We start from the raw sequence: 24,374 nt of genomic DNA, 5'->3' as shown, positions 1-24,374 counted from the left end.
TAAAATGTTAAGAAAATTTATAGAGAACCCTGTATTATCAACGGTAATATCGGTAATAATCGTAATTCTGGGACTATTGGGACTATTTTCCCTTCCCATCTCCCAATATCCTGAAATAGCGCCGCCAACCGTCGAGGTTTCTGCTGCATATCAGGGGGCAAGTGCAGAAGTGGTGATGAAAAGTGTTATCACGCCTCTGGAAGAACAAATTAATGGTGTGGAAGACATGACCTACATGACTTCCAAATCAAGTAATAACGGAAGCGCTGTTATTACTATCTTTTTTAAGCAGGGAACTAATCCTGATCTTGCTGCAGTCAATGTTCAAAACCGTGTCAATAAGGCGACCAGCCAGTTGCCGGCAGATGTGATCAAAGCTGGTATCACGACCAGTAAAAAGCTGAGCAGTACTGCATTTAGTTTCTTATTTTACGATGAAAGTGGTAAATATGATCAAAAATTTCTAGACAATTATCTGAGGATTAACATCATCCCTCAAATGAAAAGAGTTGAGGGAGTCGGTGGTGCTGAAATCTATGGAATGCGAGAATATTCTATGCGGATCTGGCTTAAGCCAGATGCAATGGCTAACCACGGCCTGGTGCCAGATGACATCGTTGATGCCTTAAAGGAACAGAATATAGAGGCAGCTCCGGGTAAAATCGGTGAGAATAGCAAACAATCTGTTCAATACACTTTAAAATATACAGGCAGGTTAGATGAAGTCACAGAATTCGAGCAGATTATTCTGCGAAGTGACAGAAAAGGTAGTTTACTTAGATTAAAAGACGTTGCAGATATCGAATTTGGGGCGTTGGATTATACGACATCACTGGTAACGAATGGTAAAGTTTCCTCTGGCGGTGAAATCAGTCAGACATCAGGATCAAATGCGAGAGAGTTGATTATTTCTTGTGAAAAAATACTTAAAGACGCCTCTAAAGATTTCCCTCCAGGAATTAAATATAGTACGTTTTTAAATGCGAATGACTTTTTAGATGCTTCCATAGAAAAAGTTGTCCACACGATTATAGAGGCGTTTATACTAGTTTTTATAGTAGTCTTTATTTTTCTGCAGGATTTCAGATCTACTTTAATTCCCGCAATTGCGGTTCCGGTCTCTATTATCGGTACGTTCTTTTTTCTGAAATTATTTGGCTTTACAATCAATCTACTCACGCTTTTTGCATTGGTTCTAGCCATAGGCATTGTTGTCGATGATGCGATTGTTGTGGTCGAAGCGGTTCATGCTAAACTTGACCAGGGGGCGAAGTCAGCTAAGAAAGCTACTATACATGCGATGAGTGAGATCAGCGGTGCTATTATTTCGATTACATTGATTATGTCGGCTGTGTTTTTGCCCGTTACTTTTATTACCGGATCGGCCGGAGTCTTTTACAAGCAATTTGGTTTGACGCTGGCCGTAGCAATTGTAATTTCTGCTATCAATGCTTTAACGCTCAGTCCGGCACTTTGTGCGATTCTGCTTAAGCCGCATCAACCTGGAGAGAATCATCAGCCGAAAGGCTTTCTGCCTAGATTTTTTACAGGCTTTAATACTGCTTTTGAGGTTGTCACTTTCAAATATATTCATGCAGTTAAATTTCTGGTCCGCAGAAAATGGATTTCAGCGGCAGGTATTTTGGCCTTTTCACTGATATTCTATGGTCTGATGAAAAGTACGCCCACAGGTTTTGTACCTAATGAAGACGGTGGTGGTATTTACGGCAACATTGTACTTCCACCTGCTGCTACACTGGAACGTACCGTCGAGATTTCCAAAGAAGTTGACAGTATTGTCCGGAGTATTCCAGAAGTTGAACTTTCTTCCAATTTATCAGGTATGGATCTCTTCAATGGTTTTGGTGGATCATACGGTGCACTTTTTATCAGATTAAAACCTTGGAATGAAAGAATGGATAAAGGACAGGATATCAATTCTGTAGTCGGTCAGCTGTTCGCTAAAACAGCGCATATAAAAGGGGCTAAACTTATATTTTTTGCTGCTCCGACACTGCAAGGATTTGGGAATAGTAATGGATTTGAAATGCAGCTGCAAGATCGTACAGGCGGCGATTACCAGGCCTTCTCCAGTTCGATAGATAAATTCATGACAGCCGTGAATCAGCGGCCGGAAATTATGTATGCCACTAATCCCTTCAACATAGGATTTCCTGAATACCAGGTGAACGTGAATGTCGCTAAATGTAAAGATGCTGGAGTGAGTGTTAATATGGTATTAAATACACTTCAGGGATATTTTGGGGGTATTTATGCTTCTGATTTTAATAAGTTCGGAAAACAATACCGGGTGATGGTCCAAAGTCAACCTGATTTAATCGGTGATGAGCAGACGCTGAATAAAATCTTCGTCAGATCTGCAGACGGAATGATGCCGGTTTCCGAATTAGTGACGCTAACTAAAACTTACGGCCCGGAATTTATAACTAGATTCAACCTGTTTAATTCAACTACGGTAACTGGTAGCCCCAATGAAGGATATAGCTCCGGAGATGCAATCAGAGCGCTGGAAGAAGTAGCTGCTGAGACTCTGGACCGGGGTTACACTTATGAATTTTCCGGTTTAACGAGGGAGGAGCTCTCCAGCGGGAGTCAGACGGTACTGATTTTTGCACTCTGTTTACTATTCATTTATTTCCTGTTAAGTGCACAATACAAAAGTTATATTTTACCCTTTTCAGTGTTGCTGTCGCTACCTGTAGGTTTGGCTGGTGCCTTTATTTTCGCTAATATATTTGGTGTCGATAATAATATTTTTCTACAGATAAGCCTGATCATGTTAATTGGACTACTCGCCAAAAATGCAATTCTGATTGTAGAATTCTCATTAATGCATCGTTTGAGCGGGCGGAGTCTGGTACAGTCTGCAATTCTGGGTGCAAGGGCCAGGTTAAGACCTATCCTGATGACTTCTTTCGCTTTCATATTCGGGCTCTTGCCGCTCATGCTTAGTACAGGAGCCGGTGCTTTAAGTAATAAGTCAATTGGAACTGCTGCAATCGGCGGAATGCTGATAGGTACACTTTTCGGTGTGTTTGTGATCCCGGTTTTGTTCATCGTATTCCAGTCGATTCAAGAGAAACTGTTTGGTGTCGACAAACCGGCACATGAACCCCGGGTTCTTCAGGATCCGCTTCTTTAACTCATTTGTTTCCCGGTCTTATTGTAATTCAGCCTGTTAAAGCTGTTGCAGGCCGGGGAGCATCTCTAAAAACAAAATCAAAATGAAATTATATACTATAAAAATTCCTTTGTTATTTCTTTGTTCTTCCATTTTGTGGAGTTCCTGCAAAATAACCAAACCCTATAAAAAGCCAGACCTAGTTTTAACGGGACAGTATCACTCACCTGGAGGAAATGATACATTGAATATGGTCCAGCTTAATTGGAGTGAGGTTTTCGCAGATACTTTATTGAAAGATTTAATTCATGCAGGTTTAAACGCAAATCTGAATCTGAAGATCGCGCTGGAAAGAATTGAAGAATCCAGAGCCGGTCTGAAAATGAGTAAGGCAGCTTTTTTACCCGAAATCACTGGAAACCTGAGTGTAAGGCAGTCCCGTCTGTCTTTTCCTCAAGGATTTGGGTTTTTTAGAAATTCCACACAATATGACCTTGGAATTTCCTCCATATGGGAAATGGATATCTGGGGTAAATTAAGTAGTGCAAAACGCTCCGCAGTAGCTGGTTTACTAGCGAGCGAAGCTGGAAAGAGAGCTGTTCAGACACAACTGATCGCAGATATAGCAAACCATTACTTTGACTTACTAGCCTTGGATGAACAATTGACTGTAACCAGAAAAACTGCTGTAAACAGGGCTGCTGATGCAGAAGCGATCCGGGTTCTATTTGAAAATTCCATCCAGAATGGAGTTGCTGTCGTACAAAGTGAAGCAAATTATTATGAGGCGGAATTAGCCATCCCTGATATTGAACAAAAGATTCGCGTAACAGAACATGCGCTAAGTATACTACTCGCACGTATGCCGGGAAAAATCAAAAGATCTGTCCTGGCAGACCAACGATTGAATTACGACCTTAATCCAGGGGTACCAGCACAGTTACTGGCCAACAGGCCCGATGTTCTGCAAGCTGAATATCAGTTCAGGGAGGCATTTGAAAATACAAATATCTCCAGAGCAAATTTTTATCCGGCATTGAGAATTACAGCTGGTGGAGGGTTCTCCAGTTTTGGTCTGAGTAACTGGTTTACCAATGCTGGTTTATTTGGTAATATCGCCGGCGGGCTGGCGCAGCCAATTCTTAATCGCGGAATTAATAAAGCGGAACTGACAAAGGCTCAGTCCAGACAACAACAGACAGTATATAATTTTCAGCTTATCTGTTTGCGTGCGAGCCAGGAAGTGTCAGATGCACTGGGAGCCTACCACGCTGCCTCACAAAAAGAAATTGGGCGTACAAAGCAGCTAAAAGCGTTAGAAACAGCAGTTGAGTTCAATAAAGAGTTGTTAAATAACAGCCCGCAGACGAACTATACTGATGTGCTGGCGGCAGAACAAAACCTGCTTAGTGCCGAAATGAAAAGCATTGACGATAAAAGTCAGAAACTGCATGCAGTCGTCAATTTATATCGTGCTTTAGGCGGAGGATGGAGATAGAACAATCAGTCCCGGTATTACCGGGACTGATCTGCTGCATTTTTTTGTTCAATCCATAAAGACATATATTTTGTGCTGTTCATAGTTTGGAATCTCAAAATTCTGCCTGTGAAATTATGCTTTCTATGCTGCTCTAGATTCGTTAAGATATTGTGAAGCATGGAAATAAAAGCTTTGCTGGATTTTGTCTTTTCAAACCGCTCATTTATTATGGCAATTCCATTATTACGGTATTGGGTCCATAACTCCTTATTGGTATATAATTGGGCGGCAAATTGGGGAAACTCTTCTAAATCATCGGTTACTAAACCATTCCATTCCAGTTCTCCCGGCATGCCTTCTGCACCGATAGTGGTCGTTACCGAAGGTGTGCCAGTTCGCATCGCGTGTATGAGTTTTCCTTTCAGGCCGGCACCAAAAAGAATAGGGGCAAGTAAAATGCGGTGCATGGAGATAGCTTCGAGCGAATCATCTGCACGTCCGTGCACGTAAAACCGCTCCTTTACATTGTGTAGCTGGGTTATTTTCTGACTGCAGTAAGCACCATAAATATGCATGCCGACCCCCGGAAGTATTTTACTCAATGCTGGCCAGATTTTCGTTTTTAGAACCTGAACCGTATTCCAGTTTGGCTCATGTAGAAAGTTACCTATAAACATAAAACCTTCCCGGTCCTGATATTTTTTCCATTGTAGTATATCTGCTGGCTTAATAGGTTCTTCCAGAAAAGGTATATAACAAAGCAGACTAGGGTCTATACGGAATTTTTCCAGTAGAAGCAGCATTTCGGCTTCTGAAATAATAAGTGAAAGATCACATCGCATGATTGCAGATATCTCTCTTATGGTCACCGGATCTGAGAATACAGCGTCTGGATTAAAATCTTTTTGGTGTTTATGTGCCTGTTGCCTGGCTTTACGCAAACCATGGAGATCTTCAGTATCTAAAATGGTAATAGCGTCCGGGCAATGTTCAGCTATTCGCCAGCCGTACTGCTCTTCCGTTACGAAACGGTCGTAAATCACTATTTCCGGATTAATTTCCTGGAGGAATGCATCAAAGCTACTATGGTTAAGGCTTATTGTCTGTTCAGTAACTCCAAGGCCAGACAGATCGAAGCTATATGGACCTTTTCCGGCTGCACAGGCGAAGATCAACTGGTGGGTTTCAGCAAGCAATAATTTGATCAACTGGATTATTCTTGTACCTGCCGCAGAAGAATCCGGTTCTGGCCAGACCAGGCCAATGATCAATATTTTCTTACTTTTCATCTTATAAATTTGTGCAAAGAAGGTGTTTTTAATTACAATTTTAAAACCCTGCGATTATTCCTAATTTTGGGGGCAAAGAATTACCCCTGTAAGATGCTTGGATTAAAATTACTGACAGACCCGCGATGGGCAAATATAGCTGAGTCAAATTTAGAAGAAATTCTAACTGATCATGCCTGGTGCGAACAGAAAGCTGCGACTAATGCCATTACCCTGATTACTAATAATTCAGAGCACATGGATCTGGTAGAAGAGCTAACTGCGATTGCTATCGAAGAAATGCAGCATTTTCAAATGGTTATTGATATTATCCAAAAACGGGGATATACGCTTGGCAGAGAACGTAAAGACGATTATGTTGGTCGACTGGTTAAATTTAGCCGTAAAGACGGTAGCAGAAATGCCGCGTTTATCGACAGGTTATTATTTGCTGCTATGATTGAGGCAAGAAGTTGCGAGCGCTTCCGTGTGTTGTCACTTAATATTAAAGACCAGGAGCTTGCTAAATTTTATCATGATCTTATGATTTCCGAAGCAGGCCATTACACGACTTTTCTAAACTTTGCACGGAAGTATACTATTGATATAGATGTCGATAAAAGATGGAAAGAATGGCTTGAATTCGAGGGGGAATTAATTCAGAGCTTTGGAAAAAAAGAGGCTATACATGGTTAAACAGAAATTCTAACAGACGTTAAAAAAGTATGTTGCGCTCCGACTTCCAGTTTATGCACCATTCCGCATTTTAGCGCGAAATTGTTTTTCTGATGCCCAACAGGGAAATCATAACATACCGGATAGTTGAAATCTTTCACCTGACTATTCACAATTTCATAAAGATCCCGGCCAAATTCCTCACCAGGCTCATCTGGTTTTAATTTGAAACCTCCGACAACCAAACCGGCCAGATTGTCCAGTTTACCGGTCCTTTTCAGGTTCCAGAGCATCCGGTCAATCCTGTAAAGAGATTCGTCTACATCTTCGATAAATAAGATTCTGCCTTTTGTCTTCAGATCTGATGCTGTACCAGCAAGTGTTTCTATAATACTAAGGTTACCGCCGACAAGTTCGGCGGTAACCACTCCTAAGCGGTTAAACGGATTGAAGGGCGCGCTAAAGACAGATTCTTCACCTGCGAGTGCCTGCCTTATCGAAAGGATGGTTTCAATCTGAACAGGCTCTGCCTTCGTCCAGTCTTTAGGGAAACTATTACACATTTTAGAGTGAAGGGTGGCGATGTTAAAATTGCGGCTGATATGGCAGTGCAATACGGTGATATCACTAAAACCGATAATCCATTTCGGCTTCTTTTTAAAACCACTGAAATCAAGCTGGTCTATAATCCTGACAACGCCGTAACCACCTCTTGCACACATAATAGCTTTGACCTCCGGATCATCCAGCATTTGTTGCAGGTCTTTAGCTCTTTGTAAATCCGTACCACCGTAAATAAAATCCTGTTGTCCGGGGCTGGAGCCTATAAGAACACGATAACCCCAGCTCTCCATTAACTGAACTGCCGGAGCAATATCTGCTAAACTGATAAACCCCGAAGGACTGCAAATACCGATTGTGTCGCCAGGTTTTAGAAATGGCGGCACTTTAAGCGAGCTGTTTATAGTCGGCGAAACTGGAGTCGCCCAGCTTCCCATACTGGTTAATGCAGCACCTGCAGTGAGTAAAGAAGAGAGGAAGTATTTACGGTTCATGTATGTAGCTGTTTAGCTACGACAATATAGAAATTTGCAAGGCTTATTTGATAGCTTTTAGGCCTTTTAAAACAGCAGAATCCTTAACTTCCATTACACTTATCGCATAACCACCACCTGGCGCGCAATATTGGCTGAGTTTGGTTTTGCTCGTCACCAAACCTTTTCTGATTTGATAAGCTTGGGGGTTAGTTTCATAATGTGCGTCTTTTGCATCACTGTAAATCGTTGCTATATATTTTTTAGCAGGATCGAGGTAATTAAAATTAATTTTAGAAACCCTTCCGTTCTCATCACAGCTACTGCCGATAAACCAGTTTTCAGTTCCCTTCGCCTTTCTGGCAATTGTAATATAGTCACCTGGTTCGGCTTCCAGAATCTTAGTATCATCCCAGTCTACTGCTACATCTTTAATGAACTGGAATGCATCCAGGAACTTGTTATAGGTTTCTGGAAGATCTCCAGCCATTTGTAACGGGCTGTACATAGTTACATACAAAGCCAGTTGTCTTGCAAGCGTACTATGAACAAAAGAATTGTTTTCTGGATTGTATGCGGAGATCTTAGTTTCAAAAATACCTGGTGTATAATCCATTGGACCACCTATTAGACGTGTGAAAGGAAGAATAGTAGTGTGATCAGCATTATTTCCGCCAAAAGCTTCATACTCCGTACCTCTTGCCGACTCATTACCAATCAGGTTAGGATAGGTGCGGCTCATACCAGTTGGTCTTACAGCCTCATGTGCGTTAACCATTATTTTGTAGTCAGCCGCTTTTTCAATAGCATACAGATAATGGTTATTCATCCACTGCCCGTAATGATGTTCACCCCTTGGAATCATATTCCCTACATAACCACTTTTTACAGAGTTGTAGCCATTTTCAACCATGAATTTATACGCTGTATCCAGATGGCGTTCGTAGTTTCTTACAGAAGATGAAGTTTCATGGTGCATCATCATTTTTACACCTTTACTTTTTGCATAGTTGTGTAATTCTTTTACGTCGAAATCAGGGTAGGGAGTGACGAAGTCGAAAACGTAATCTTTTGTTTTGCCAAACCAATCTTCCCAGCCGACATTCCAGCCTTCCACCAATACCGCATCAAAGCCATGTTTAGAAGCGAAATCTATATATTCTTTTACGTGTGCTGTATTTGCAGCATGTTTTCCTGAAGGAGTTACTTTAGAAAAGTCAGTTACACCTAATTGAACACTGCTCAAGTCTGAATACGCCCAGTTACTCTTACCGGTAATCATTTCCCACCATACACCGATATATTTAACCGGTTTGATCCAGGACGTATCCTTAAATTTAGTGGGCTCATTTAGGTTCAGAACCAGCTTTGATTCCAGAATTCCAGCGGCCTTGTCACTTACTATAATTGTTCTCCATGGCGTTTTTGTAGGCGCCTGCATATACCCTTTATTACCAATTGCATCAGGTGTCAGTACAGATTCCAGGATGAAGTTCTTGTCGTCTAGTTCGAGTGAAAGGCAGGAATAATCTATCAGTGCTGCCTCATGGATATTGATATACAATCCATCTTTACTTTTCATCATTAGTGGTGTTTGAACACCGGTATCTGAAAAGGTAGTTTGAGATGAATTTGGTGTCACAGCAGCTTTCATTTTACCCCTGATTTCGGAGAGGTCAGAAGTGACGGTACTATATTCCTGTGTATCATAATCTCCTGGAAGCCAAAATGTTTTATGGTCTCCTGCCAAGGCGAACTGTGTTTTTTCTTCTTTAATGATAAAGTAATTAAGGTTCTTTTGCTCGGGAAATTCATATCTGAAACCCAGACCGTCATTAAATAATCTGAAACGAATAATTATCGTTCTCTGCGTTGATTTCTGATCCAGGGTCACGGCCAGTTCATTATAATGATTTCTGATCTGACTCACTTCACCCCATACCGGTTTCCATGTTTCATCGAAAGTACTTGTTTTAGTATCAGCTATAGCAAATCCTTCCTGAAATGAAATGGAGTCCTTTAACTCCAGACCCATTTTACTTGTTTTGATTACCGATTTTCCTTTGTATTTCAGTTGATAGGTGGGGGTACCTTTGTCATTCACGCTAAATTGTAAACTGAAGCTTGAATCCGGTGACCGCAGTTCCTGTGCAAATGTCAGACTGCCGATCAGACAGAAGCACATGGTGATAAATGTTTTACGCATACATATAAATTTAATGGGGATTAAAATCACTACCCGCATATTTTGATCTTTACGGGAACGTTCCCGTAAAGATGCCTAATTTTATAGACGCAGGCAAATATGATGAATTATTTCTAAAAATGACTCATTATATTCGCCTGGATTTGGAGCATATTCCAGTAGTATTATTTGCTTTTTTTATGCCGGTAAGGCTTGTTTTTTCTACAGAATGATTATAAAATTGCGATGATGTCGCTTGCCTTTAAAGCAGAATAATCTTTGATATAAAGCTGGCAGGGAGGTAGTTCTTCCCGTGTATGCGAAGTCAATACACCAACAACTTTCATACCCGCATTCAGTGCAGCCGAAACACCAGAAAATGAATCTTCAAAAACAATACAGTTTTCAGGGTCTACATTCAGGTTTTTTGCTGAAAGCAAGTATACTTCCGGATCAGGCTTATGTTTTTTCACATCCTCGCTTGAAAGTATAGATCCCATTTTAGCTCTGATTTCGACTTTTGACAGGATCAGTTCCAGGTTTGCGTAAGGAGCAGAGGTCGCAACACCTAGCTTGAAATTATGGGCCGCAAGGTCATCCATAAATGAAACAATCCCGGCAATCGGATCGATATGTGGCTCGTAAATTTTGCGGAAAAGACTTTCTTTCTCATCTTCCAGTTCCAGAAGTTCTTGACCCGTTACAGGTCTTTGTAAAAAATGGCTGAGAATATAGCTATTGCTCTTTCCAAACATGTGTTGTGCAAAATCTTCATCAGTAGGCTGAAGTTCGCGTTTCAGGAAAAACTCTCTGAACGCCAGAGAATGGTAAGGATTGGTATGGCAGATTACGCCATCCATGTCAAAAATGACGGCCGAATTTTGATTCATAGATCGCAAATGTAGCCTAATTTGTTTTTTTTGCAATTTTCATTAGTCCTGAATTGTTAAAATGACGGAGGTATTAGAATAAGATATCTGTCAGATAATCAAAATGTAAACAGTAGAAATCCCACTGTATACACATCCAGACGCATTTTTTTTATAATTTTTTATCGGTGTTTAAGAATTAATGCTACATTTGTGGCCACAGAAAGCAAATGCTTTTTGTGACAATGCCCGGATGGCGAAATTGGTAAACGTTGCGGTCTCAGAAGCCGTTGGAGTAAGATCCTTGAGAGTTCGAGTCTCTCTTCGGGCACATCCGGTACTTAAAACCGCTTAACTTTCAATGAGTTAAGCGGTTTTTTAATTTACGGTGTCAATTAGGTGTATGATTAGTGGGTAAACTATTTCACCTGGTCGATTATTTGCTTCATCTTCTCGCGAATTTCCGCAAGTTCCATCTCCATTAATGAAATCTTCGCGTACAAATTATCTACAGTTTTTGGATTAACCTCCTTAGTGCGGTATTTGTCGCCCGCACCACTGTTAACCCAATCCAGGTTTACTTGGTATTTATTGGAAAGAATTGACAATACGTTTTGACCAGGCTTTCTGTGTCCGTTTTCAAGCAGGGATATGGTTTTTTTATTTACATTTAAAACTTCACCAAATTCCTCTTGGCTTAATTCCTGATTCTCACGGATCGTTCTTACGCGTGCGCCAATCGCTTTTAATTCCCGTCCTGCACGTTGTGGTGATATATTCTTGTGCTTCGCTAATGAGATTAATTATTTTACTCTTTCATAGTCATTAGTGTCGTACTTTATCTTATTGATGCCATTGCTTGTAAAACCTACTCCACTTGTGAATTCGGGTAGGTGATTTCAAAACTATCTGCGTTGATGTAACTTAAATTAATTTTGTAGGAATACGTGTTTTTAGTACCTACCAATTCCGAACCGGTAATATCTGCATTATAAATTTCGACAGATGTTGAATTGACCCTGAACCAATAGAAGGAATTATTTAGTTACCCGGTTTTGTCAAGTATGTTTTCTAGGTTAGAATCTAATTTAGCTGAAAGCTGTGCTGTTGTCTAAAAAATTAAATCAACCCCTGATATTAGATATGCGAACGCACTGATGCTGCTCAATGGTAAATAACTCGAAAGTTAACCCCATATACATAAACAGTAATTCATTGGTAGATGATGACCTAACTACAAATGGTTGAAAATTGGTTTTTATTTACCTGCCACAGTTGGGTAAAAGTATTGCAGATATCCAAAATATAGTTAGTCAATTGATTTTAGCACATAAATATTAATCGGATACAGATATAAAATAGGAATATCTTCTCTCAATTTTTTATAGTAAAAAAGTGCCGAAATATCCTTTACAACTGAGTTCATTTCCAAACTTCTATTAGGTGTATTAGATCCAGAAACTATAATAGAGAAAGGAATTATCATTTTTACTTTGTGAAGCCCACCTTTGATTTTTTCAAAATCATATGATCTAAGGAGGCTGTCCAATCCCAGTATTTTATCAGAGATCCTGGGATTGCTGGATTGTATTAATCTTTGGTTTGATTTAGATCCATCCATAATAATTTGGACATTAAAAGTATAGTGAGCTAAGGAGTCCTCAAATGAACTCCTGAAATCCAAACTAGATATCACCTTAGCGAGGTGTAGATAATTTTTATCTGGTTCTTCTAACTTTTGAGCAACCGCTACACATGTAAGTTGAGTAAGCACTAGTGTGAGTAAAATTTTAATTAATCGCATTTATGGCCTCCTAATTGTGATATTAAGTGTGCGACACCTAATCGTTCCACTTCCGATTTATTGACCATTGTTCCATTTATATTAAACTCATTCATATTTTTATATGCGTTTGTAGCAGATAGACCTCTCCACGCAATACTTGCTGCATCTAAATAAGGAATTTGATAAAGATTTGAAACAAATTCCGCAATAGGTTTCACATATTTATTTGCCATCGTCTCATGATCCATTCCGTTAAAAGCTTCGTCTCCTCCTGTCTCTAATCTTAATTGTCCATGAATAGCTTCATGGGCAATTAATGTAGCAATATAAGGTTTACTTGCGTTGACCAGCTTATCGGGTCCAGGAATTATTAGTGACGGGATTATTAAAATATAACATCAGCGTCAAATTTGTTGAATCCTGCGTTTTGCTTTTTATATCAACTAATTTTATAAAATCTTTTGTAACCCTAACTGACAATTTATCTGAAAAGAGATAAAAACAATTATTGTTTGACAATAGATATAACTTAATTTTTTGATATGAATAGAACTAATCATATTGCCTATTCGGTACTGGAGCTTGCTGCAGTAACGCAAGGACATACACCTGCTGATTCATTCCATAATGCTCTTGATCTGGCTATAAATGCGGAGACTTTGGGCTATAAAAGATTTTGGCTGGCCGAACATCACAATATGTCGAATGTTGGGAGTTCAGCTACTGCAGTTCTGATTGGATATATTGCCGGAGGGACCTCTAAAATTAGAGTTGGTTCCGGCGGAATTATGCTGCCGAATCATGCCCCTCTTATAGTGGCAGAGCAATTTGGAACATTAGAATCACTTTATCCCGGGAGGATTGATCTGGGGCTGGGACGTGCGCCTGGAACCGATCAGGTAACTGCAATGGCAATTCGAGGGAATAATATCCAGTCAGCACATGATTTCCCTCAGGATATTATTAAGCTTCAAACTTATTTTTCTGCGTCCAATGCACACGCAAAGGTAAGAGCTGTACCTGGTGAAGGCCTGGATCTTCCAATTTATATTTTAGGATCAAGTACCGAGAGTGCTCGTCTGGCGGCCGCATTGGGTTTGCCTTACGCATTTGCAAGCCATTTTGCGCCAGCTCAGTTTATGGCTGCAATTCAAATATACAGGCAGAATTTTAAACCTTCCGCGGTATTAAAAGAGCCTTATATTATTGCTTGCGTTAATGTGGTTGCAGCAGATACAGATGAACAGGCAACTTACTTATTTAGTTCGGTGCAGCAGTTTTTCCGTGGAGTCGTTACCGGACAGCGTCAGTTGTTGCAGCCACCTGTGGAAGATATCAATAAAGTCTGGACACCTTATGAAGAAGAAGCTGTCAGTCAAATGATTTCCTGTACTTTTGTAGGTAGCCGTGCCACAATCACTGCAGATTTGAAAGATTTCCTTCAGGAAACAGGGGTGGATGAAATTATGGTAACCTCTGCTATTTATGACCACCATGCCAGATTGCATTCTTATAAAATACTTGCCGATGTTTTTAATCGGGAAATTAATTCCTGATCATAATTCTAATTGATCTTAAATCCCTCATTCTGCAATGAGGGATTTTTTTGTGTCTTTTTTTTATTAATGTTTATTTATTCTGATTCTAAATGATATTTTTGAACGAAAGCCTTTGTATACCGTTAATTCTCGGTTCAAGTTGCTGTAAAAAAGGATATTTTAATCTATATACATTAAATAAAGAATGAAAAAAGAAACAACCTGGGCGAGAATCCGGAAATTTTTAACAGATGTCCATTTATGGTTGGGTTTAGGAAGTGGTATCATCGTCTTGGTTGTCTGCCTAACCGGAACTATATATGTCTTTAACACAGAAATTCGTGAGGCGGCGACTCCAGAGCTTTTTAAGATTAACCCGAATGGGTTAAAAATAAGGACTCACGAAGAACTGATTGCTGTTGTAGAGAGATCAAGCGAAGGTAAAGTCGTAGGGATGAGAATGCCGGCAGATCAGCACCGTAGCTGGCAGTTCAGCGTCCGTAAGAAGGAGGAGAAGAAGGGGAAATCTATAGAAACAATAGTTCCGGTTGAAAAAGAAATTAAGACACCCAGGAAGGGTGTAAAGGAAGGTGGATCTGCAAAAGCTAAAGGACCTGGAAAAAACAGCAGACCTGTTACTTATTATGTAAATCCCTATACTGCTGAAGTCTTGGGCAATTCGGCTGCGATAAAGTCTACTACGGTAGACTTTATGGGATATATGTTCAGTCTTCACCGGTGGTTGTTACTGGACAAAATCGAAGAACCAATATTTGAAGGTTTGGAGAACCGGAAACTTGGAAGTTACATTACGGGGATCGCCACGATTTTGTTTACGGTAGGTGTACTTACTGGAATGGCAATATGGTTCCCGAAAAAAATAAAATCATGGAAACAAGGATTAAAGATTAAGTGGTCAGGCAGCTGGAAAAGAACCAATCATGATCTACATAATACATTAGGATTTTACTCTTGTATCTTTTTGTTTTTGATGGGCGTAACTGGTCCGTTATTTTCGTTTGACTGGTATCGTGATGGTTTAAGAAAAACACTTGGTACATATCAGTCACCTGACGCACCACCAGTAAAAGCACCATCATCAAATCCAGAACTGGCTATTAGTAAGAAGTTGAGTGTCGCCGATTATAGCGCCGCTGCATCGCAGGTATTAAATTATCACGGGGATCTTCACCTGAGTTTTCCTGCAGATTCTGTAGCCACTGTAGTGGTAACCAAATATAAAAACGGATTTTTTGCACCTGCTGCGGGAGATAAAGTAGCATTGGACCAATACTCTGGAGAAGTACTCGAATTATCGAAATTTTCCGAAATGCCATTTAATGAAAGAGTCTCTGGCTCTTTAAAAGCATTGCATCTGGGAGACGTTTATGGAACCTTTACCAAATTAATCTATTTTCTGGCCTGTCTAATCGCAACAAGTTTGCCGGTATCGGGTACACTGATCTGGTTAAATAAGATGAAGAAAAAGAAGAAAAAATCTGGAGTTAATTTGTCCGTTCAGTCCGCTGTCTGAGCAAATATTCTGATTTACTTCTATTTAGCGCCGTCAATGTGTAAATTAGCTTTACACTAAATATGGACTATATGAAATATCTATCATTATTTTTATTGCTGACAGTTGCTTCTTTTACTGTGTCGGCACAACAAGCAGATGCTATTCTTGGAAAGTGGGTAAATTCTTCAGGTGAGGCACACATTGAGATTTACAAAAAAGATGCAAAGTTTTTCGGTAAAATTGTTTGGGTTAAAGCTCCTAATGACGAGAAAGGGAACCCTAAGAAAGACGTGAAGAATCCTGATGCTAAATTAAGAACCAGGCCTATACTAGGTATGGAATTGTTGAAAGACTTCGTTTTCTCCGATGGAAAGTGGACTGATGGTAAAATTTATGATCCTAAATCGGGAAAAACGTACAGTTGTAACATGAATTTAAAATCCAATGGTGACCTTAGCATGAGAGGATATATTGGTATATCTTTGATTGGAAGAACCGAAGTGTGGAAAAAAGTTTAATAATGCGAATAACCCTGATTTTAATCTGTCTGTTTCCTTTAGCAGCCATAGCCCAGACCTACGAATTAAGTACCAGTAATGCGAGTGCCAATACCAGTTTAAGAGGACTTTCTGTTGTTTCGGACAGTGTTGCCTGGGTAAGTGGCAGCAATGGGCTGATTGGAAAAACGACAGATGGAGGCAAGCAATGGAAGTGGCAGAAACCGGCAGGGTTTGAGAATTCAGATTTCAGAGACATTGAAGCATTTGATGAACAAAAAGCCGTCGTAATGAGTTCAGGCTCGCCCGCCGTCGTACTGAGAACAGAAGATGGTGGTAAAAACTGGTCAACCTCTTATAAAAATGCAGATACTGCCATTTTTTTGGATGGTATGGCTTTTTGGAGTGAATCCAGGGGACTGATATTCGGCGATCCTGTAAAAAATAAGATGCAGTTGCTGGAAACAGCAGATGGAGGTATAACCTGGAAAGATGTTTCGGAAAATATGAAAATCGAAATGGCGGAGGGAGAAGCTGGTTTTGCGGCCAGCGGAAGTAGTATCAAGGTGTTGCCGGGAGGAAAAGCCTGGATTGCAACCGGAGGTAGTAAATCTGGTATTTATGCGACTGAAGATTATGGGATAGAGTGGAAACGGTATGATTGTCCCATTTTGCATGGGAATAATAGTTCAGGTGCATTCTCTTTAGATTTTTATACCGGTACACACGGAATTGTTGTTGGCGGAGATTACAAGCGTGATCAGGAGAATTCCAATAATATACTCCTCACAAAAGACGGCGGTAAGTCATGGAACAAACCATCCAGACCAGTTTTTGGATTTAGGAGCGGTGTAATCTGGTTTAACGACGAAGTTTGTTTTGCAACTGGTACAAGCGGAACAGATGTATCAAGAGACGGAGGAATGAACTGGTATCACATTTCAGATGAAAGCTTTAATGCCATACAGAGAGCGAAAAATGGGAAGCTAATTATTCTGGCTGGTAATAAAGGATTAATCTATACGCTTAAAATAAAGTAAAAAACTATACCTGATTTAAAGGCTGCCGGGAACCGGCAGCCTTTTTTATTTAGTCGTTTATTTTCAGAATAGTTTTTCCTAAATGGATCATTTTCGGAGAACCTGTATGTTTCCCTGGCTCGTCAGATAATTTGATAACCTCTGTCCAATCTTCGTCCTGAGGCTGAGCCTCTGTCATTTTAATCACTATATTGGTAGGAGCAGGACCGGCGTCGTTAGTGAAATTAGTTCCAATTCCAAAAGAAAGACCAACCTTTCCCTTACAGTACTCCAGGATTCTGTTCACCTTTTCAAAATTAAGAGCATCAGAAAAGATAATAGTTTTTGTTAATGGGTCTATTCCCATAGCCTGATAGTGTGCTATTACTTTGTCGGCAAATAACAGTGGATCGCCACTGTCATGCCGGACGCCATCAAAAAGTTTAGAAAACATCTTATCAAATTGTCTGAAAAACACATCGGTAGTATAGGTATCTGAAAGGGCTATACCGAGATCACCCCGGTAAACCTGTACCCAGTGCTCCAGACCGACGGCATTAGCCATTTTAAACCCGTATCTCGCTGCATGAAACATAAACCATTCGTGGGCATGGGTACCGATAGGTTTGGTTTTGTAAACCATAGCCATATGGACATTGCTGGTACCTATAAAGGATCCGCCGCCAAATTTCTTCAGCGTTTCAAGAACCAGCTGGTGGACATGATAACTATATCTTCTGCGGGTTCCAAATTCAGCTGTTGTAACCCCCAGTTTCTTATATCCTTCAATTTTAGCTTTTGTTCTGCTGATAATTTCATCATCGCTCACCCTTTCTGCGCCGGTAGTAAGATAGAATAGTTCTGAAATCAATGACATCAATGGGACTTCCCATAAAATGGTCCTGTACCATAATCCCTCAATATGAACCTCAAGTTGACCATCTTTCTGAGTAATTTGTACTTCATGTGGCTGGAAACGATATCCTTCCAGGAAATCAAGATAGACAGGATCCAGGTAAGGACAGGTGTTCTGCAGGAATGCTTTCTCTTCCCTTGTTAATTGTAGTCCGGCCATGTTATCGACTGCTTTTTTAAGAGTCAGGCCAAAACCTTCAGGGAAGGTATGTTTTCCACGGTTAATAAACTGGTAACGGACAACAGCACGTGGGAAAAGCCGGATGACTCCCTGCTGCATGGTGAATTTGTAAAAATCGTTGTCCAGGATAGAGGAGAGTCGAATCTGATGCAATTGTTCGGGCATAAAATAAAGCTGATGCGGGAATTTAACATATATCATACCGCAAATAGCAATACTTAAGATCTAAGGTAATTATTCCCTGGCGCTTAATTTTCGAAACTGTTTAAAAAGGTGATTCTGTACGGTCTGTTTTTTTTGTTTTTTGTATATTAACAGCTCCAATTCTAAACAAATCAACCATAACCGATCAATAATTAACGCATCATGAAAATAAAGGCTATCAAAGCAATTATCACCGGGAGTACAGGAATGGTGGGCGAGGGGGTATTAAGGGTATGCCTGAATAGTGACGCCGTCAAAAATGTTCTCGTTATTAACCGCAAACCGTGTCATGTCATCCATCCTAAGCTCAAAGAAATTATAAAGGAAGACTTTATGGACTGGACAGGATTAGAAGACGAACTGGAGGGTTATAATGCCTGCTTCTTTTGTCTGGGTGTTTCCGCTATAAGGATGCCGGCAGAACGCTATTATGAACTAACCTACACCTTAACGCTCAAACTGGCAACTGTATTGAGTGAAAGAAATCCTGAGATGACATTTTGTTATATTTCCGGTGCGGGTACAGATAGTACTGAAAAAGGTTCAAGCAAGTGGGCAAAAGTGAAAGGGAAGACAGAGAACGACCTGATGAAACTTCCTTTTAGAGAAGTATACGCCTTTCGTCCCGGCTTTATTAAACCTATCGGAGGGCTGGTGCATACACAGCCTTTTTATAAATATATAGGCTGGTTATTCCCGGTGGGGAGAGCAATTTATCCAAATGGGTTCTGTACCTTACAGGAAGTGGGTGAATCGATGATTAATGCAGCCACTTGGGGATACACTAAAAAAATCCTGGAAGGCAAGGATATCATTCAATTGGCAAGGCTGAACGCTGGATAGAATTTCCAATAATTGCAGTGAGGGAAAGGTATTCCTGAAAGCTTATCAAATAACGAATTTCGAAATTCCGAAGACCCGCTAGGGTCTTTTTTTTTATACTAAAACCCAGAAATTGGATATGTTTCGGCTGAATGTTGAATAATAACTTGCTGGATTGTATCATTATAATTACAAATCACGTAAATTATGGATAATTATTGATTGTACCGGGTTAATGCCTGATTTAAGCGGCCAATTTTTGATTAAGTCATGACAATTACGGTTAGGACTTGCTATTAGGACAATAATTAGACATCATTTCCTGAAAAAAATCAAATATTGGAGAAAATCGCTTGTTTTATGTCTTTTTGTTGACAATTTTTGATTAGCACAGGACAATAATTGTCCGGTAATAAATCAACGACCCCGCTATTTTTGAGTTAACCAAGAATAAATCAGTAATTGCCCAACGAACAAAAACATCAAACGAAAGGCTGACCACCTTTTTAAAAACCTTATTAACCTAACCTAACCCAAACAATTATGAAAAGAGTATTACTCGTTTTTATGGTTCTGTTTACCTGCTATTCCGTAGCAGATGCGCAAACCAAGAAAATTACCGGGACTGTTATCGGCCAGGATGACAACCAACCTATTCCCGGAGCATCAATTAAAGTGGAGGGATCCACTGCTGGTACAGTTACTGATGGCAAGGGTAACTTTAGCTTGCAGGTCCCTCAGAATTCCACCTTAGTAATTAGCTTTATTGGATATTCCAATAAAACGATTAAGGTAACCGGAGATTCAAATTATAAGATCCTTCTGGGTGAAGACTCAAAAAAACTGGAAGAAGTAGTCGTTACTTCATTCGGTATTGCCAGGGACAAGAAAACACTTGGTTATGGTGTTAGTAAAGTCAGTGGTGAGAGCTTAACTAAATCTCCAACTCCGGATATCACGAATGCGCTTGCGGGTAAAGTTGCCGGTGTGCAGATTTCTGGTTCAGGAGGTGGTTTCACCAGTTCTAACGTCACCATCCGTGGTTTTTCCAGTATTGCAAGAAGTAATCAGCCATTATATGTGATTGATGGTGTACCAATCGATAACGGTGGTGGTTCAAATACAGTAAATGCCGGTGTGGCTAGTTCAAGCAGAGCTTCAGATGTGAACCCTGAAGACATCGAAAGCATCAACGTATTAAAAGGTGCAGCAGCAACGGTACTTTATGGATCAAGAGCAGCTTCTGGTGTTATCTTAATTACGACTAAAAAAGGAAAAAAAGGTGGACGTAGCCAGGTGTCCTTTACTTCTAATACAACAATCGGGGTAATCAATAGATTCCCTGAGTATCAAAATGAATATGCGCAGGGTAGCCAGGGCATTTATGGCAGTGCAGATAAACCGAACGATTGGGTAGCAAGAGCAACGTCATGGGGACCTCGTATTGCAGGACAGAAAGTCAAAAATATTTTAGGTGAAGAGGTTGCTTTGCAGGCTTATCCGAATAATGTGCGTGACATTCTGCAAAGCTCAGCTGCATTTGATAATAATATCAATTTCTCAGGAGCCGATGAGAAGTATGACTACAGGGTTTCTTATGGAAACAATACTCAAGATGCACTGGTACCGGGAAATAAGCTTTACAAAAATACATTTAGCGTAAACCTGGGTGGTAAAATCACAGAGAAATTCAAAATTAATACCTCCTTCTCCTATATTAACAACAGATCTAACCGTACACAAGCTGGTAATCAGGGAGCAAACCCATTGTGGAGAGCTATTTATGCACCAAGATCTTATGATGTGACAGGACTTCCTGTAACTGATGCGGCTGGTAATCAGGTCTGGTATTCAAATTCGGAAGAAAATCCTTATTGGGCAATTGATCATGTTACTACGAAACAAGAGCTGAATAGATTTTACGGAAACTTAAATCTGAAATATGACTTCACAAGCTGGTTAGCTGCAGATTTAAAAGTCGGAGCTGACGTTTATACTAATTCATTTGTTGGATTTGATGATAAAGGCGTTAGAAGTAATGGAAATACATCTTCAGCAGGTGCAGGTGGTATTATTGAAACTAATGATCTAACCAGGAATTTAAGCAGTTATTTCACTTTAACCGCGAATAAAACCTATGGAGATTTCAATTTATCTGCAACTTTAGGTAATGAAGTTCTTTCAAACTATTACAAATATAGTGCGGCAACCGGCCGTTCAATTACACTTCCCGGTTTTTCCAACTTAAAAAACTTTACCACTTTTAATGCAGAAGGTAGATATGAGCAGATCCGATCAATGGGTGTATTTGGAGACGTTTCAGTTGGTTACAAAAGCTATCTGAACTTAAACTTAAAAGCACGTAATGATTTTTCATCAACTTTGGTTAAAGAATACAGATCGATCTTTTATCCGGCTATCGCCTTGAGTTTTGTACCAACAGAAGCTTTCCCGGAATTGAAAAGTAACTTCCTGACTTCTGCGAAAATCAGAGCCAATGTGGGTGAGGTTGGTAAATCAGCAAACTCCTATCAGACAGGTACTTATTATGTCACTGCAGGTGCCTCTGACGGATTCAGTTCAACGGCAGTTAACTTTCCTTATAACGGATTAGCAGGGTATACCTATAGTAATGCTGCTGGTAACGCCGCTATTACGCCTGAGTTTACAAGAGAGATTGAATTAGGTACAGAATTAGCCTTTTTTAACAACAGGTTATCTTTGGATTTCTCAGTTTACAAACGTGATTCAAGAAACCTGATTTTCGGTGTTCCGGTTCCACCTAGTTCAGGGTTTACTACACAGGTTAAAAATGCAGGTAAATTATCTACAAAAGGTCTGGAGTTTTTGTTAGCTGGTACGGCTGTTAAAACGACTAACTTCACTTGGGATGCGTCCTTAAACTTCACGACTTTCAGATCAGTTGTTAAAGAATTGGCTCCGGGTGTAAGTATGATTTCCCTGGGTGGTTTTACCTCACCTAACGTACAGGCCGTTGCTGGTCAGCAATATGGTTTGATCTACTCAAATATGTATTTGAGAGATGATCAGGGTCGCATGATTATCAAAGCAAATGGCTTACCTCAGGCGACTGCACAAGTTGGACAAGTTGGAAATCCCAATCCAAAATTCACTGCTGGTTTATCTAACTCCTTTACATACAAAGATTTCAACTTCTCATTCCTGTTGGATTTCAAATACAAAGGAGACATTTTATCCAGGACAGTTGGAGATCTTCGTATCAACGGTGTAGCTAAAGAAACAGCTGAATTTGATAGATTTAATGCAGACGGTACAGTTTCTAAACCTTATCTGTTCGAGGGTGTTCACGCAGATGGCACGCCAAATACTACGAATGTAAGTGCTCAGGATTACTGGGGTCTTTCTGGTAAATATGTAGCCTGGGAAGGTTATGTGCTTGACGCGACCTACCTGAAACTTAGAGAAGCAACTTTCAGCTATAACCTGCCGTCAAAATTATTGGAAAGAACTAAATTCATCAGCCGCCTTCAGATTTCTGTCTATGGACGTAACCTGCTGACTTACGCACCTCATTTCCCACATCTTGATCCTGAACAAAATGTACTGGGTGTAAGTAATGCTAGAGGTTTAGAGTTTGGTATTCAGCCTGTAGCAAGAACTTTTGGTGCAACCATCAGAGCTACATTTTAATTCACTGATTTAAGAAATTTTCAATTAAGATTATGAAACTCAACAAAACCATTATATGTACAGGCCTCGTATTGTTCGGCTGCCTGTTCGATTCCTGCAAAAAATTCTATGATGTAAATGAAGACCCTAATAATGTTCAGGATGTACCGGTTGCACAATTGCTACCGTCTATTACAGTGAATGTTGGTTATCTAGGTGGAAGTGACCTTTTCAGGTATTCAGGTTTGATGATCCAGCAGTTTTCCGGTCAGACTACAAATACTTCACAAACTTTTAAAGAGTACGAACGCTATAATATTAATAACTCTGATGTAAATAATCAGTGGAGCTCTATTTTTGCCACACTATTAGCCGATATAGGGAAAATTATACCGAAAGCAGAAGCTTCAGCAAGCCCGCATTATGCAGGAGTAGCCAAGATATTGAAAGCTTATGTTTATCAGGTTACTGTAGATGGATGGGGCGATGTGCCTTATTCTGAAGCAGCTAAATTCGCAGAGAATTTGTATCCTAAATTTGATAATGATGAGGATATCTATGCAGATCTGATTAAGGTAATTGATGCCGGTATTGCAGACATTAATGCACCGACGTCAGTTTTTGAACCGAACCAGAACACAACGATCTACGCTGGTTCATGGGCGGATATGAAACCTAAATGGATTAAGTTTGCGAATACACTAAAATTAAGGATTTATTTACACTACAGTCAGAAAGATCCGGCTTTCGCAAGCAGTCAGATTGCTGCATTAGTGAATAGCGGAGCGACTTTTATGACGTCTAACGGAGATAGTTTTAAAATGAACTATTTAGCGGAAGCCGGTAGACAGAATCCAATAAACAGTATTGAAGGCGGCCAATTCAGGAATGCATTTTTCCCTAATAAAACGCTTGTAGATATGATGAATACGAAATCAGATCCACGTCGTCCTTCTTACTTTGTCAGATTTCCATACAATACATCACCGGCTACTTATAAAGGCGCCACGGTTTTAGATAATTCTTCGGTTGCTTACTCAAGGCTAAATACCTTCCTGAAAGGTGATGCAACGATTAACACAATCGTTCAGAATTCTGATGGGTCGATCACAGATGGATCTATTACCTGGTCAGGGAATGCACCGGCCAGATTGCTAACTTTTGCAGAATATAATTTTATCCGTGCGGAAGCTGCTTTGACACTGAACGCGCCTGGTGATGCACAGACGTTTTTTGCTGCAGGTATCAGATCTTCAATGGAAGAGTCTGGAGTTTCAGCTGCTGATATCACAGCCTATTTATCTGTTTATGGTACTTTAACAGGTAGTACTGCACAGAAGCTCGAGCAATTAATTACTGAAAAATTCGTAGCGAACTTTGGTGTATTGATGGAGCCTTGGAATGACTGGAGAAGAACAGGTTATCCAAACCTTAAAGCTTTACCCATCTCGGTAGCAGTTTACGATCAGATCCCAAGAATATTACCTTATCCGTTATCGGAAGAAAGCAGTAATCCAAACATTCCGGCAAGGAAAAATATGTTGGATCGCGTGTTCTGGGACACACGTCAATAAGCAAAACTAAATTTCCTA

Annotated in this window: 18 protein-coding genes and 1 tRNA gene; 11 read left to right on the top strand and 8 right to left on the bottom strand. The window is 40.1% G+C overall.

The genetic code is table 11. The features are described 5' to 3' along the window. The first annotated feature begins 4 nt into the window (after nucleotides 1-4). Both BM192_RS13495 and BM192_RS13490 read left to right on the top strand, forming a co-directional pair. Nucleotides 5-3,163: an efflux RND transporter permease subunit gene (locus BM192_RS13495; protein WP_037439335.1), complete on the top strand. Its 3,159-nt coding sequence runs from the start codon at nucleotides 5-7 to the stop codon at nucleotides 3,161-3,163. Between the two features lie 82 nt (nucleotides 3,164-3,245). Next, a complete protein-coding gene (locus BM192_RS13490) occupies nucleotides 3,246-4,640 on the top strand; it encodes an efflux transporter outer membrane subunit (protein ID WP_074964023.1) in 1,395 nt (464 codons plus the stop codon). Between the two features lie 17 nt (nucleotides 4,641-4,657). Here the strand turns inward: BM192_RS13490 and BM192_RS13485 are convergent, their stop codons facing one another. Beyond that, complete coding sequence (locus BM192_RS13485; RefSeq protein WP_051759732.1) at nucleotides 4,658-5,911, bottom strand: glycosyltransferase family 4 protein; 1,254 nt, start codon at nucleotides 5,909-5,911, stop codon at nucleotides 4,658-4,660. Between the two features lie 93 nt (nucleotides 5,912-6,004). Between BM192_RS13485 and miaE the strand changes: the two genes are divergently transcribed. Continuing rightward, the gene (gene miaE / locus BM192_RS13480; RefSeq protein WP_037439328.1) at nucleotides 6,005-6,586 is read left to right on the top strand and encodes a MiaE family protein; all 582 of its coding nucleotides are present in this window, start codon (nucleotides 6,005-6,007) and stop codon (nucleotides 6,584-6,586) included. Here miaE and BM192_RS13475 read toward each other — a convergent pair. From BM192_RS13475 to BM192_RS13465, 3 genes are all read right to left on the bottom strand, one after another. Next, the gene (locus BM192_RS13475; protein WP_037439327.1) at nucleotides 6,583-7,620 is read right to left on the bottom strand and encodes a S66 peptidase family protein; all 1,038 of its coding nucleotides are present in this window, start codon (nucleotides 7,618-7,620) and stop codon (nucleotides 6,583-6,585) included. The two genes, miaE and BM192_RS13475, sit on opposite strands and share 4 nt — an antisense overlap. 43 nt (nucleotides 7,621-7,663) lie before the next feature. Further along, nucleotides 7,664-9,805: a glycoside hydrolase family 97 protein gene (locus BM192_RS13470; RefSeq protein ID WP_037439325.1), complete on the bottom strand. Its 2,142-nt coding sequence runs from the start codon at nucleotides 9,803-9,805 to the stop codon at nucleotides 7,664-7,666. A gap of 212 nt (nucleotides 9,806-10,017) precedes the next feature. Then, nucleotides 10,018-10,674, bottom strand: coding sequence for an HAD family hydrolase (locus BM192_RS13465; RefSeq protein ID WP_037439324.1), 657 nt, complete (start codon nucleotides 10,672-10,674; stop codon nucleotides 10,018-10,020). Nucleotides 10,675-10,900: 226 nt separating this feature from the next. Here BM192_RS13465 and BM192_RS13460 point away from each other — a divergent pair. Then, nucleotides 10,901-10,984 (top strand) — tRNA-Leu (locus BM192_RS13460). An 88-nt stretch (nucleotides 10,985-11,072) separates the two neighbouring features. Here BM192_RS13460 and BM192_RS21205 read toward each other — a convergent pair. From BM192_RS21205 to BM192_RS13445, 3 genes are all read right to left on the bottom strand, one after another. After that, nucleotides 11,073-11,393, bottom strand: coding sequence for a helix-turn-helix domain-containing protein (locus BM192_RS21205; protein ID WP_262496560.1), 321 nt, complete (start codon nucleotides 11,391-11,393; stop codon nucleotides 11,073-11,075). A 569-nt stretch (nucleotides 11,394-11,962) separates the two neighbouring features. Further along, entirely contained in the window at nucleotides 11,963-12,427 is a 465-nt protein-coding gene (locus tag BM192_RS13450; protein WP_139218446.1) for a hypothetical protein, read from the bottom strand. Between the two features lie 20 nt (nucleotides 12,428-12,447). Continuing rightward, on the bottom strand, nucleotides 12,448-12,687 hold the full coding sequence (locus BM192_RS13445; protein ID WP_037439321.1) for a hypothetical protein: 240 nt from the start codon (nucleotides 12,685-12,687) through the stop codon (nucleotides 12,448-12,450). Between the two features lie 294 nt (nucleotides 12,688-12,981). Between BM192_RS13445 and BM192_RS13440 the strand changes: the two genes are divergently transcribed. The 4 genes from BM192_RS13440 (at nucleotide 12,982) to BM192_RS13425 (ending at nucleotide 17,030) form a co-directional block, all read left to right on the top strand. Next, complete coding sequence (locus tag BM192_RS13440) at nucleotides 12,982-13,995, top strand: LLM class flavin-dependent oxidoreductase (RefSeq protein WP_037439319.1); 1,014 nt, start codon at nucleotides 12,982-12,984, stop codon at nucleotides 13,993-13,995. Between the two features lie 187 nt (nucleotides 13,996-14,182). Further along, a complete protein-coding gene (locus tag BM192_RS13435) occupies nucleotides 14,183-15,511 on the top strand; it encodes a PepSY-associated TM helix domain-containing protein (RefSeq protein WP_037439317.1) in 1,329 nt (442 codons plus the stop codon). Between the two features lie 71 nt (nucleotides 15,512-15,582). Next, entirely contained in the window at nucleotides 15,583-16,011 is a 429-nt protein-coding gene (locus BM192_RS13430) for a DUF2147 domain-containing protein (protein WP_037439466.1), read from the top strand. Nucleotides 16,012-16,013: 2 nt separating this feature from the next. Continuing rightward, the gene (locus tag BM192_RS13425; protein WP_037439315.1) at nucleotides 16,014-17,030 is read left to right on the top strand and encodes a WD40/YVTN/BNR-like repeat-containing protein; all 1,017 of its coding nucleotides are present in this window, start codon (nucleotides 16,014-16,016) and stop codon (nucleotides 17,028-17,030) included. A gap of 49 nt (nucleotides 17,031-17,079) precedes the next feature. Here BM192_RS13425 and pncB read toward each other — a convergent pair whose 3' ends face one another. After that, on the bottom strand, nucleotides 17,080-18,270 hold the full coding sequence (gene pncB, locus BM192_RS13420) for a nicotinate phosphoribosyltransferase (RefSeq protein ID WP_037439465.1): 1,191 nt from the start codon (nucleotides 18,268-18,270) through the stop codon (nucleotides 17,080-17,082). Between the two features lie 201 nt (nucleotides 18,271-18,471). On the opposite strand from pncB, the gene BM192_RS13415 reads away from it, so the two are divergent. From BM192_RS13415 to BM192_RS13405, 3 genes are all read left to right on the top strand, one after another. Next, nucleotides 18,472-19,152 carry an NAD-dependent epimerase/dehydratase family protein gene (locus BM192_RS13415; RefSeq protein ID WP_037439313.1) on the top strand — a complete coding sequence of 227 codons (681 nt, stop codon included), beginning with the start codon at nucleotides 18,472-18,474 and terminating at the stop codon, nucleotides 19,150-19,152. A gap of 522 nt (nucleotides 19,153-19,674) precedes the next feature. Then, nucleotides 19,675-22,803, top strand: a complete 3,129-nt coding sequence (locus BM192_RS13410; RefSeq protein ID WP_074964021.1) for a SusC/RagA family TonB-linked outer membrane protein — start codon at nucleotides 19,675-19,677, stop codon at nucleotides 22,801-22,803. Nucleotides 22,804-22,835: 32 nt separating this feature from the next. After that, a complete protein-coding gene (locus tag BM192_RS13405; protein ID WP_037439305.1) occupies nucleotides 22,836-24,356 on the top strand; it encodes a SusD/RagB family nutrient-binding outer membrane lipoprotein in 1,521 nt (506 codons plus the stop codon). Nucleotides 24,357-24,374 lie beyond the last annotated feature (18 nt).

Origin of the sequence: Pedobacter antarcticus, from assembly GCF_900112985.1 — a bacterium.
Classification (GTDB): domain Bacteria; phylum Bacteroidota; class Bacteroidia; order Sphingobacteriales; family Sphingobacteriaceae; genus Pedobacter; species Pedobacter antarcticus.
Note: the sequence above shows the minus strand (reverse complement) of the source record. Positions and strands in the feature narration are given on the sequence as shown.